The sequence below is a fragment of the Bacillus cereus genome, from assembly GCF_015071065.1.
Classification (GTDB): domain Bacteria; phylum Bacillota; class Bacilli; order Bacillales; family Bacillaceae_G; genus Bacillus_A; species Bacillus_A cereus_BA.
This window is the reverse complement of record NZ_VOVA01000005.1, coordinates 16,127-28,388: the sequence shown is the minus strand read 5'-3', so window position 1 is coordinate 28,388 and position 12,262 is coordinate 16,127. Positions and strand designations below refer to the sequence as shown.

Below are 12,262 nucleotides of genomic sequence, written 5' to 3'. Positions count from 1 at the left end.
GCCGATAAAGTCAGTAAAACTGATTTTTAGGCAGCCTTCTTTTTTGTTGGTCTGATAAAGAATGATCGATTTGAATATGTAACGAAAAACATAGATGAAATGTATGATGAAGTTTTAAGTGCATTAAAAATTTTCTTATCAGACATAATAATTCATAAGAAATTCCAATTGAGTGAGGAATTTCTAAATTATGTATTGTTATAGGATGATTAAAATGTGGGACACGATTGTTTTGTATGTACCTGAGTGGAAAGTTTTTATACAAGCCTTTATCGTACTTTTCATTCCATATATGATTTCAAGATTTTTTAGTTGGATTCGCACATTAGAAAAAGAATAATCTAACGAACTATACGGGGCATTTAAGTGAGAATAAATATTGATATGTAAAGAAGAGTAGTATAGGAAGTTTTTTTGGGAAAGAGTGATAAAGGTGAAAGCGCAGGATTCAATAGTTAATCAAAGCCAAGAACAAGGAAATACATATGAGAATAACGCGACCAAAGTTTCTGAAGACTACTTTACAGGTGATTTCAACTTAGATTTAGAGGTAATAAAAAAAGAGGCTCTTGATAATTCGGACGTTTATTGTCGAGAGTTTAATATCGGCGGGACTAGCATCAGGGCAGTTCTTGTTTTTGTGGAAGGGCTGTCAGATAAAGATCTTATTGACACACACATTTTGAAATCATTAATGTGTAATTTTTTTGATGAGTATAAAGATGAATCATCTTATAAGGAAGAGAAAGTTTCAAAAGAGTTTATTAAAAACCGAGTGCTTCCTATTAGTGGCGTGGCAGAGGTGCAATCTGTCCAAAAAATGATGTCAAAAGTGTTAATTGGTTCAACGGCATTATTAATTGATGGATTATCAGATGTATTCATACTTAATACAAAAAAAGGAAAAACACGTAATGTTGAAGAGCCGATATCAGAGGGAACGGTCAGAGGTCCACGGGTAGGTTTCACAGAAGTTTTGTCGGATAATACTGCTTTGTTACGGTTACATGGTGAAAACGAAGGATTATCTTTAATGAAATTTCATGTAGGAGAACGGGCTAAGAAAGAATTGGTTGTTGCCTTTATGAAAGAGATTGCTGATTCGGAATTAGTAGAAGAAGTTAAGAAGAGAATTCAGAAAATTAATATTGATAATGTGCCAGAGTCAGGTTATGTAGAACAATTAATTGAAGACAATTATCTTAGTCCTTTCCCGCAAGTACAGAGTACGGAACGTCCTGATAAAGTTATCGCTGCATTAATGGAGGGAAGGGTTGCAATTCTATTGGATGGAACACCTTTTGCGTTAATTGTGCCGGTTACATTTAGTATGATGATGCAATCGCCTGAAGACTATTATGAACGTTGGATACCAGGGACACTGATTCGTTTATTGCGCTTTGGAACAGCTATTATTTCTCTTTTTGCTCCCGCTCTGTACATTTCATTTATATCATTTCATCCTGGATTGATTCCGACTAAGTTGGCCATTTCAATTATAGGAGGGCGGGAAGGTGTTCCGTTTCCTGCAATTATAGAAGGGTTATTTATGGAAATTGCTATTGAAATTTTACGAGAAGCGGGGTTACGACTACCTAAGCCGATTGGTTCAGCGATGGGAATTGTAGGAGGATTAATCATTGGGCAAGCAGCTGTATCAGCTGGAATTGTGAGTCCAATCATGGTAATTGTTGTGGCGGCCACAGCTATTTCTTCTTTTGCACTTTCTCATTATAGTACAGCAATCCCATTACGTATTCTTCGCTTTGTAGCTATGTTTTCCGCCGCGATATTTGGGTTATATGGAGTTGTTTTATTTTTCCTCTTTATATGCAGTCATATTGCAAGGCTTAAAAGTTTTGGTGTACCGTATGCTAGCCCGGCTGTCTTATATCAATTTACTGATTGGAAGGATTTTATGGTTCGTATGCCAATTCAGATGATGAAGCGACGTCCAAAAATGTTGAATTTAAAAGACTATGTACGGAAAGGTAGTGAAGAGGAATGATTACGAACTCAAAGGACAAAATTCCCACTTCACAAGCAGCTGTTATTTTTATCAATTATATACTTGCTATCGGAATTCTCACCCTACCTAGAACCGCAGCTGAGAAAGTGAATACACCTGATGTTTGGATAACTGTTATTTTAGGAGGATTAATTGCGATGGTTGCAGGTGTAATTATCGTGAAGTTAAGTCAACAATTCCCTGGAAAAACATTTTATCAATATAGCCAAGAACTTGTAGGGAAATGGCTTGGAGTGTTAATTAGTTTATTGATTATCGGTTACTTTCTAACACTTTCGTCATTTGAACTTAGAACGTTGGAAGGTATAACAAGTTTTTTTCTATTAGAAGGTACGCCTGACTGGGCTATTGCTATGCCATTTATGTGGATATGTTTATATTTAAATTTAGGTGGAATAAATGCGATAGCACGTTTATTTGAAATTATTTTTCCAATTACAGTTTTTATTTTTTTAGTGACATCTTTTATGAGTATAGGAATATTTGAACTCGATAATCTTCGTCCTGTATTAGGACTTGGGATTGTTCCAGCATTAAAAGGCCTAAAAACAACAACTATGGCATATTCGGGTGCTGAAATTATGTTGTTACTTTTAGCCTTTATGAAGAAGCCCACTCAAGGTGTAAGGGTTGTAATAATTGGCACTATGATTCCGTTACTTTTTTATGTCATTACAGTTGTAATGGTTATTGGTGCATTTTCTATCGATGGGGTATTGATGAGAACATGGCCTACAATTGATCTTATGAGAAGTTTTGAAATTCAAGGTTTAATTTTTGAGCGATTCGAATCTTTGCTATTAGTGATATGGATTATGCAAATCTTTGCAACGTATACGATTTGTTATTACGCAGCTGCTTTAGGGTTAGCGCAGCTTTTTAATAAAAATATTCATTCCTTCTTGTATGGATTACTTCCAATAATATACATAGTTGCTGCAATTCCAAAAAACATAAATGAATTATTTGAATTTGGAAATATGATTAGTAACGCAGCGATAATATTATTTGGTATTCTCCCGTTTCTTCTCCTTATGCTTGCGAAGGGGAGGAAAAGTAGGCATGAACCAAAGTATTAAAAATAGAAAAATTTTTATAGGGATAACGTCAATTGTTTTTCTCTTATTACTTACAGGATGCTGGAGTAGTCATGAAATTGAAGAGTTAGGTTTCGCCGTAGGTTTAGCAATAGATAAAGAAAAAGAAACAAAGATTGAGAAAGAAATTGAAGAAAAGGGCGGCGGATATAAAAAGAAGAATTTAATAACAACCACCTATCAATTTGTTAAAGCACAATCATCATCAGATGGGGGGAAAGGTGGAGTATCACAACAAAAAGCTTATATGAATGTTTCTGAAACAGGAGATTCTCTTCATCAATCAATACGTGAAGTTGCATTAAGAAGGCAAAGGCCTATTATATTTCATCATACGAAAGTAATAGTTGTTAGTGAAAGTATTGCCCGAACATATAATTTAGCACAGGTATTGGACATCTATGTTCGTGATAATGAGATGAGACCTAGTTGTTTTATTATGGTTAGTAAAGGGCTAGCTAGTGATACGTTAAAATCAAAAGAACCTGGGGAAATTCCAGCATTTCGCCTGATTGAAATAGAGGATAATCAATATAGATCCTCACGAATTTTACCGCCGATGCCACTTGCAAAACTACCGGGAAAGGTGAAATCTGGAGCGAGTTTTCTTTTACCAAACGTGATTTCTATAGACGGTGAAGTGAAATATGTAGGTGCTGCTGTTATGAAAGGGAGTACAAAAAAACTCCGTGGCTTTTTGAACGAGAATGAATTAGAAGGATTAATGTGGATAACCGCAAAAGGGAAAAGTGGCTTGGTGAAAAGTTATGATAAAAAAACGAAAAAATTGGTTATGTATGAAGTGAAATCGATGAAAAGTAAAATTACGCCCCATGTTAAAGGGGATAAAATCTCTTTCGATGTCAATGTGCAGTCTGTGGGTCGGTTATCCGAACATTGGTCTGAGTCAGAGGAAGCTTTTACAAATGCATTTCTCAAAAGAGCGGAGCAATCTGCCCAACAGGAAGTGAAGCGATTAGTGAAACATACATTGCAAAAAATTCAAAAGGAATATAAAACTGACGTTGCTGGCTTTAACACTAGTTTGAAAATCGAGTATCCAAAAGTATGGAAGAAAGTTGAAAAGGATTGGGATAAAGTATTTAGTAAGACTCCAATTAAATATAATGTAAAGTTAACGATTGAAGATTATGGCACAGAAGGCGCTTAATGAATGCACAACATGAAATATACAAAAGCTTTGAAGCATGAATTTTTTATGAATATGCTCCAGAGCTTTTTATTGTGCAGATTTATTGTATTTAGTAAATGAATAAGAAGAAAAATATTCCGTTTCAATATTCTTTATTTTATAATTATTTATAAGTGCTGGTAAATATATTCACCAAAAATAGGAGTGATGAAATGAGAATATTACCCATTCGAAAAGATGAAGCCATAATTATTAATATGGCAAAACTATATTGTAAAGTATTGGATAAAAGAAATTTTGATGAAATGGTAGAACGAATTACAAGACATATGGGATATACAGATTTTAAAGGAGCAGTAGTAATAAATGATGAAAATGAAGTTATTGGTTTTACTTATGGTTATCGTTCTTTGGAAGGACAGTACTATAATCAATTAATGAGAAAATCATTAAATTTGGGACAAGTAGACCAATGGTTAGAAGATTCTTTTGAATTTGTAGAGTTAGCAGTTCACCCGGAATATCGAAATGAGGGTATTGGCACGAAATTACATAATGAATTATTAGAAGGGATTCCAAATAGAACGAGTGTTTTAACCACGCAAATAAACAATGAAAAAGCGCGTTCTTTATATGGAAAATTAGATTGGGTAAATGTATTGGAACCATTTCATCCAAGTAAAGATGATGTTCCTTATGTGATAATGGGAAAAGTATTAAAAACAAAAGTGAATTAATAACTTTTTTGTGCACATTAGTTATTGATTTGTAACAATTAAGGGGAAAATAAAATGACGATAATATCTATTGAAAAAGCTACAATTTTAGATGCTGAAAAGTTAACAGAAATAATGACAAAAACATTTGATGAGGAAGCAAAACATTGGCTATGCGGCCAAGGTGATGTAATAGATTATAACATTCAACCACCAGGATATTCTTCAGTTGAAATGATGAAATATTCGATTGAGGAACTGGATTCTTTCAAAGTGAAAATGGATAAAGAAATAATCGGGGGAATTATAGTTACGATCTCTGGTAAGTCCTACTGTAGAATTGATCGTATTTTTGTAGATTCTGTTTATCAAGGTAAGGGGATTGGATCACAGGTTATTAATTTAATAGAAGAAAAGTTTCAAAACATAAAGATTTGGAACCTTGAAACATCTAGTAGACAAATAAATAATCATCATTTTTATAAAAAAATGGGCTATGAAATTATTTTTAAATCTGAAGATGAGTATTGTTATGTGAAAAGAAAAAAGGCAGATTCAAATGAAGAGAACTTAGCTGAAAATAAAGATATGAAAAATGGTCAATACGAAAACTGTAATTTGGCAAATACAGAGTATTATCAAGTGAATTTAAAAAATAGTTCATATGTTAGTAGTAATGTAATGAATATAAATATGAGTAATTGTAATGTAAGTCAATCAACCTTTAGAAATATTAATTTTAGAAATTCCTCATATGCAGATTTAAATATTTCTGGCAGTAAATTTAATTTTGTGACTTTAAGTGGAGTTCAATTTAAAGATACAAGTCTTGGAGAGGATAAAGATCCTATTTCATTTGATAGATGTGATTTGGAAAGTACTACAATACGTAGTAGTAATCTGAAAAATATTGAAATAGAAAATTGTAATATAGCTGGTATGAAAATAAACGGTATTCCAGTAGAAGAACTGCTTGAGTTGTACAATCGGGTAAAAAATTAAACAAAAAATCACTTAGCATATGCTAAGTGATTTTTTTATTTTGAACGAATATAAGAGATGAGGTTCAAAAAATGAATATTATATCGGAATAATTATATAAAAATAACACAAAGAAATAAGGACAGGAAGGATTTTGTTGTTGAATATTAGAATATGATATTTGAATGGAGGGGAGAAAGATGGAGATTAACGTTAGAGCAGTAGAAATACAAGATGCTAGAGCAATTCATCGTATATGTATTCAAGATGATGTTTTACCTTATATGGTTTTCTTACCTAGTATGCGTGTAGATGCGATGGAGAATAGAATTCGGAATTTAGCACCGAATCAATTTGAATTTGTTGCAGAGTATGATGGGGAAGTTGTTGGATTTGTCGGTTTAACTCAAAGTCCAGGACGTAGATCTCACTCGGGTGATTTATTTATCGGAGTAGATAGTGAATATCATAATAAAGGAATTGGAAAAGCGTTACTTACAAAAATGCTCGATCTTGCCGATAATTGGCTAATGTTAGAACGAGTAGAACTTGGTGTGCTAGAAACAAACCCTGGAGCGCAGGCATTATATGAAAAGTTTGGATTTGTAGTAGAGGGTGTAAAGGTAGGGAATTTGAAGGCGCATGGGAAGTTTGTTGATGAAATTATGATGAGTCGTTTTAGACCGACTGGCTTGATTGTACATAATAAATAGGGGTATAAATTGAACGGAAATATCGATTTGTTTTGAAAAAAGTATGGCAAAATGACGCCATGCTTTTTTTTAGTTTATTAAAAGTAAAGAGCAATTTTATAATCAGCTTGATAGGCAGCTGCAATTGCTAGTTATTTTTTTACGAAAAATAATAACATTGATGAAAAAACTACCTGTAACATTTATTCTCAAGTGAAAATGATGCTCCATAAGCAAAGGTTAGGCGAAACAATTGATAATAAACAAGGTGTCGATTATCAAAGTGCTGAAGAAATGATAATCAAACCTTTGGAACAAACGATTGATGAACTCCATTGGGTTGGTCATAATGTAATTTACGCTTCTTTAAGTTTACTAGCCATTAAGGAGTTAGGTCATTGGGGGAGTGAGCAAGATATTAATAATATAGCAAACCTTATATTATCGTTTCAAAAAACAATTCCCGGTAGATCTTGGATTGGTTTTACAACTAAAGAAGTAAAACAATTAAGTATAAATAATGATGAGGTTCAAAGTGAAATTAAAAACCCAAAGCAATTATCTAAGTTTATTTTAAATGAGTTATCTAAATTTAATATTATATATAGGGCGGAATCCCATCACGATTTAATTGGTCATATGCTTACTTTTTCGCATGCAATTAATATATTATATGACTTAGGACATATAGAATTATTTCAACGAGAAGTAAAACCACTAGTAAAGCTAGTTTATGTACTTAGAGAAAGTCGTAATTTAACTTCAAATGCGCAATTAATATTGAAAATTCTCCAGTAGATCGTCTACCTCTCATACAAGCAAAACAAGTTGATACACTTCCGATAGAAAACGCATTTTGGCTTAAAGACTATAGTGAATTAAATTGGGATTTTGGACATATATTTAAATTTTCATATAGCTATTTTGATTACTTAAAAAGAGTCCCAGAATATAAAGATATTACATTAGAGAAATTCCGCTATATTATTAATGATTAATAGATTCTAACTTTAAAGTTAGAGTAAAAGGCACATATTAATAAGCTTCAGTAACGTTTTAATAAAAATAAGAAAGTCTTGTGTAATAACTTATAATATTTTGCGTGAGGGGATGTAGAATATGTTTATTTCTGTTACTAGAATGCGTCTAAAAGGGAAAAGGATGTTACCATTCTTTTTTATATATACGACGAGAGCTGCATTACAGGCAAACAAAGCAAATGGCTTAATACATTCTTCCTTTGCAAAAGAAGGATGGCATACATATTGGACGTTAACGGTTTGGGAGAATAAGGAGTATATGAAAGCGTACCGTAACAAGGGTAATCATTTAGAGGCAATGAAAATTGCAAGGAAGATAGCTAGTGAATTAGAATATATGAATTGGGAACATGATACTATTCCTAAATGGGATAATTGTAAGAAAGTATTACATAACAAATATGGTAGAGAATTAAAATAAACTGTAAAAAGGGACTTAGTATAAGTCTCTTTTTTTGTTAGTAGTATATTATTTTTTCGAATATGTAAGATTTTACATAAGTGCGAGACTTTTACTTATTATGTAAGTAGGCTATACTAAAATACATACATTTTAAAATTGGAGCGTATAAAGACGACATGGAATTAGTAAAGTTAGAAAAAGTAATTGAATTGAAAAAAGAAGAGTTATTGTATTTAGTCTCAAATTATGGACTTCAACATGAAAAAGTAATAGTGCTTAGCCAAGAAATAGACAAATTAATAAATTGGTTTATGTTTTTAAAATAGAGAGAACTATGACGTGATGTGTAAATGTTATAGTTCTTTTTTATTTGGTAATTTAGAAATACATTCATATATATTGTCTAATTTCTTACAGAATGCGCAAGCTGCTAGTCGAATATGAGGAATTTTGGGTATAATATAATAGGATTTATTAATAGTATCGGTTAGGAGCGCAGCAAATATGAAAACAGTCGTTGTCATTGGTGGAGGTATTACTGGACTTACTACTATGTTTTACTTAGAAAAATTAAAGAAGGATTATAATATAGACTTAAATTTAGTCCTTATTGAGAAAGAAGAGTATTTAGGTGGTAAAATCCACAGTGTGGAAGAAAATGATTTTATTATGGAATCTGGAGCAGATTCTATCGTAGCTCGTAATGAACATGTTTTGCCGCTTGTAAAAGATTTAAATTTAGAAAATGAAATGGTATATAACGAAACAGGTATTTCTTACATATACTCTGATAACATATTACATCCAATTCCTTCTGACACTATATTTGGGATTCCTATGAGTGTTGAATCATTATTTAGCAGTACGCTAGTATCAACAAAAGGAAAAATCGTTGCTTTAAAAGATTTTATTACGAAAAATAAGGAGTTTACAAAGGATACATCACTTGCCGTATTTTTAGAAAGCTTTTTAGGGAAAGAGTTAGTGGAAAGACAAATTGCACCAGTGCTTTCAGGTGTATATTCCGGTAAATTGAATGAGCTTACAATGGCATCTACGTTACCATATTTACTTGAGTATAAAAATAAATACGGAAGTATTATTAAAGGTTTTGAAGAGAATAAAAAACAATTTCAGTCAGCAGGAAATAAAAAATTTGTATCATTTAAAAGTGGACTATCTACAATTATTGATCGCTTAGAAGAGCTACTTAATGAGACGGTCATTAAAAAAGGGGCTGTAACAACAGCGATAAGTAAAAAAGGGGATCGATATGATATTTCTTTTGCAAATCATGAGACAATACAAGCTGATTATGTCGTTTTAGCAGCGCCACATGATATCGCACAAACTTTATTACAGTCTAATGAGTTAAATGAGCATTTTAATAAATTTAAAAATTCATCGCTTATAAGTATTTACTTAGGTTTTGACATACTAGATGAACAACTACCGGCTGACGGCACAGGTTTTATCGTAACGGAAAACAGTGATTTACATTGTGATGCTTGCACATGGACAAGCAGGAAGTGGAAACATACATCTGGTAAACAAAAGCTATTAGTAAGAATGTTTTATAAGAGCACTAATCCAGTATATGAAACGATCAAAAGTTATAGTGAAGAAGAATTAGTACGAGTTGCTTTATATGATATTGAAAAGAGCCTCGGAATTAAAGGTGAACCGGAAGTAATTGAAGTTACAAAGTGGAAAGATTTAATGCCGAAATATCATTTAGAACATAATCAAGCTGTTCAATCATTACAAGAAAAATTGGCCGCTCTGCATCCTAATGTATACTTAGCTGGAGCTTCATATTACGGTGTAGGAATTGGTGCTTGTATTGGAAACGGAAAGAATACTGCCAATGAAATAATTGCGACATTGAATGAACAGTCAAAATAAATACATATAAATAAAATGTCCCTCCAGCATAATGGAAGGGACATTTTATTTATACTTATTTCACTTGAATAGAAACCTTTTGATGTGCGGCGTTATTTTCTGTAATTGTTAATTTTATTTTTCCAGATTCTTTAAATGAATAAGGGGAGAGTTGATAAAGTTCTTTTATATTATGTTCTTCTTGTAATTTATTTGTAGGTATTATTGTTATATTAGGCTTCCATGTTTCCTGTTTGCCTGAAGGGTAATCTACTATTATTTCTGGATTATTTAATTGTATTGTTTCCCAAGAGACAAAATACAGTTCAACTTCTGCATCTTTCTTTAGCAATTCTTCTGAGAAATAACCAAACTCACCAACATTGCCGAAAACAGTAAAATTTTGATTTTGTAATTTAATATCTAAATATCTAGGTTGATATGTTGTTGCGTGATACATTCCGTATGAAAGAGAGAGTGTGGCAGCGATTAATATACCAAGTGAAAATGTCTTAAAGCTATTTCCTTTAAAACTAGTCATCATAAATGAGTTTGGTGTGAATTTTTTTGCGAATAAAAAAATGAGTAAAATGAGCAAGAGGGATAAGCCAATGAAAATATACATAAAGTTTACGCACCTCCAAAAGAAAAGGAATTTTCCATTTTCTATATTTTAACATGAATGTATGAATCAAAGGAAATAAGGTGAAAAGATAACGGTGTTCATGAGAACATATGTATAATAATTATAGTTTGTCATAAAAACAACCTCTTTACAGTTCTTAATAATACAACTTCGATTTATAATAATTATAGTATGAGCCCCAAATGGTAATCAAAAAGCAAGAAGGTATACCATTAGTTCGTATAGAATATAGAGGAAAAGCGTCGCTAGAAATGTTTGATTTGTGGAACATTGAGGACTTTCCTAATTATAAATATTTTTTCTGCTATAATAAATTAGTAGAGAGAAAGGAGTGATCCTATGGTTATGGCATTTCCTATATTAGAAACGGAACGCTTGCGCTTAGTTGAAATAGAACAATCTTATTGTCAAAAAATATATGAAATATTCTCATTGGATGAGGTAACGTGTTATTACGGTATGAATTCTTTTACTGAGTTTGGACAAGCTTCACGTATGATTGAATCTTTTTCGAAAAATTACTATGAGAAAAAGGCAATACGTTGGGGAATTGTATTGAAAGAAACCAATGTGTTAGTAGGAACAATTGGACTAAATAATTTGCAACTTTGGAGTAAACGCTCAGAGATTGGATATGACTTACATCCTCGTTATTGGGGTAATGGCTATGCTTCAGAGGCAGTCAGGGAAATTATTACTTATGGATTTCGAGATTTAGGTTTATTTAGAATTGGAGCAATTACATATCCTGAAAATATAACTTCTTGTAATATGTTATCGAAAATAGGCTTTCAAAAGGAAGGGCTGTTACGTGGATACATTCATCAAGGGAATAAACAACACGATGCGTTAATGTATTCTGTTGTACGAACAGATGTAGAGGATGGGCATTATTAAAAAGCCCATCTTAATAAAATAAGAGGGGCTTGTAAAAATCAACCTATTTTAGGTAATAAACGTTCTCCGCTTTTCATGCTACTTTTACATAAAGGGCATTTAGGCTCTTCTTCAAATGAAAAGTTCTTTCTCATCCATCCTAAACAATCCTCTGATTCACATTCCCAAACAGGGGTTTGTTCTGGTGGTACTTCTGCTACATCGTTCTTTCGATTGCGATACATGTAACCACTCCTTTTATGTAAAAAATTTTAGTTATATATTAAAAAGGTTGTTAACCGAGCTGGTAACAACCTTTTTATTGTTTGAATTATAGCTTTACAACGTTTTTAGCTTGAGGTCCGCGGTTACCGTCTTCAACTTCGAAGCTAACTTCTTGACCTTCGTCAAGAGACTTGAAGCCGTCGCCAGTGATAGCTGAGAAGTGAACGAATACGTCGCTACCGTCTGCAACTTCGATGAAACCGAAACCTTTTTCGCCGTTAAACCATTTTACTTTACCTGTTAATGTCATGGTAATGCCTCCTAAAATTTAAAAAGATTACAATATGATCGGCCTTATTTGATTTAAAATAAAAGTTCACATATTATCAAAAACCCATAAGGAGTCAAAGATGTTCCTGATTGATACTTGATAATATGCAAAGAAAATATAATGTTAAATTGACCTTAATTACTATCTTACAACAAATGGTGGGAAATAGCAAGTGCTGGTAATACCAAT

The 12,262-nt window shown here is 32.4% G+C and carries 14 protein-coding genes and 1 pseudogene; 12 read left to right on the top strand and 3 right to left on the bottom strand.

The window, feature by feature from the left end; translation table 11 throughout:
- Positions 1-205 precede the first annotated feature (205 nt).
- The 11 genes and pseudogenes from FT637_RS30330 (at position 206) to FT637_RS15480 (ending at position 10,016) form a co-directional block, all read left to right on the top strand.
- Complete coding sequence (locus FT637_RS30330; RefSeq protein ID WP_264675739.1) at positions 206-340, top strand: hypothetical protein; 135 nt, start codon at positions 206-208, stop codon at positions 338-340.
- 87 nt (positions 341-427) lie between these two features.
- The gene (locus FT637_RS15525) at positions 428-2,008 is read left to right on the top strand and encodes a spore germination protein (RefSeq protein ID WP_193647261.1); all 1,581 of its coding nucleotides are present in this window, start codon (positions 428-430) and stop codon (positions 2,006-2,008) included.
- A complete protein-coding gene (locus tag FT637_RS15520) occupies positions 2,005-3,108 on the top strand; it encodes a spore germination protein (protein ID WP_193647058.1) in 1,104 nt (367 codons plus the stop codon). The genes FT637_RS15525 and FT637_RS15520 overlap by 4 nt, the downstream gene beginning before the upstream one ends.
- Positions 3,092-4,297: a Ger(x)C family spore germination protein gene (locus tag FT637_RS15515; protein WP_193647057.1), complete on the top strand. Its 1,206-nt coding sequence runs from the start codon at positions 3,092-3,094 to the stop codon at positions 4,295-4,297. Before FT637_RS15520 ends, FT637_RS15515 begins: the two co-directional genes overlap by 17 nt.
- Positions 4,298-4,491: 194 nt before the next feature.
- A complete protein-coding gene (locus tag FT637_RS15510) occupies positions 4,492-5,016 on the top strand; it encodes a GNAT family N-acetyltransferase (RefSeq protein ID WP_193647056.1) in 525 nt (174 codons plus the stop codon).
- Between the two features lie 54 nt (positions 5,017-5,070).
- Positions 5,071-5,997 (top strand): GNAT family N-acetyltransferase, encoded by a 927-nt coding sequence (locus FT637_RS15505; protein WP_193647055.1) that lies wholly within the window; start codon positions 5,071-5,073, stop codon positions 5,995-5,997.
- 179 nt (positions 5,998-6,176) lie between these two features.
- The gene (locus FT637_RS15500) at positions 6,177-6,689 is read left to right on the top strand and encodes a GNAT family N-acetyltransferase (RefSeq protein ID WP_193647054.1); all 513 of its coding nucleotides are present in this window, start codon (positions 6,177-6,179) and stop codon (positions 6,687-6,689) included.
- 114 nt (positions 6,690-6,803) lie between these two features.
- Positions 6,804-7,666, top strand: a pseudogene (locus FT637_RS15495) (hypothetical protein); the annotation flags it as partial.
- 121 nt (positions 7,667-7,787) lie between these two features.
- Positions 7,788-8,129: a hypothetical protein gene (locus FT637_RS15490; RefSeq protein WP_193647053.1), complete on the top strand. Its 342-nt coding sequence runs from the start codon at positions 7,788-7,790 to the stop codon at positions 8,127-8,129.
- A 158-nt stretch (positions 8,130-8,287) separates the two neighbouring features.
- Positions 8,288-8,437 (top strand): Spo0E family sporulation regulatory protein-aspartic acid phosphatase, encoded by a 150-nt coding sequence (locus FT637_RS15485; protein ID WP_193647052.1) that lies wholly within the window; start codon positions 8,288-8,290, stop codon positions 8,435-8,437.
- Positions 8,438-8,615: 178 nt separating this feature from the next.
- On the top strand, positions 8,616-10,016 hold the full coding sequence (locus FT637_RS15480) for a protoporphyrinogen oxidase (RefSeq protein WP_193647051.1): 1,401 nt from the start codon (positions 8,616-8,618) through the stop codon (positions 10,014-10,016).
- Positions 10,017-10,071: 55 nt separating this feature from the next.
- Here FT637_RS15480 and FT637_RS15475 read toward each other — a convergent pair whose 3' ends face one another.
- Positions 10,072-10,620 (bottom strand): hypothetical protein, encoded by a 549-nt coding sequence (locus tag FT637_RS15475; RefSeq protein ID WP_193647050.1) that lies wholly within the window; start codon positions 10,618-10,620, stop codon positions 10,072-10,074.
- Positions 10,621-10,986: 366 nt separating this feature from the next.
- Here FT637_RS15475 and FT637_RS15470 point away from each other — a divergent pair, with 366 nt between their 5' ends.
- Positions 10,987-11,538: a GNAT family N-acetyltransferase gene (locus FT637_RS15470; RefSeq protein WP_193647260.1), complete on the top strand. Its 552-nt coding sequence runs from the start codon at positions 10,987-10,989 to the stop codon at positions 11,536-11,538.
- A gap of 38 nt (positions 11,539-11,576) precedes the next feature.
- Here the strand turns inward: FT637_RS15470 and FT637_RS15465 are convergent, their stop codons facing one another.
- Together FT637_RS15465 and cspD are read right to left on the bottom strand one after the other, a co-directional pair.
- Positions 11,577-11,762 carry a cold-shock protein gene (locus FT637_RS15465; protein WP_000286202.1) on the bottom strand — a complete coding sequence of 62 codons (186 nt, stop codon included), beginning with the start codon at positions 11,760-11,762 and terminating at the stop codon, positions 11,577-11,579.
- A gap of 86 nt (positions 11,763-11,848) precedes the next feature.
- Positions 11,849-12,052, bottom strand: coding sequence for a cold-shock protein CspD (gene cspD / locus FT637_RS15460; RefSeq protein ID WP_193647049.1), 204 nt, complete (start codon positions 12,050-12,052; stop codon positions 11,849-11,851).
- Positions 12,053-12,262: the final 210 nt, after the last annotated feature.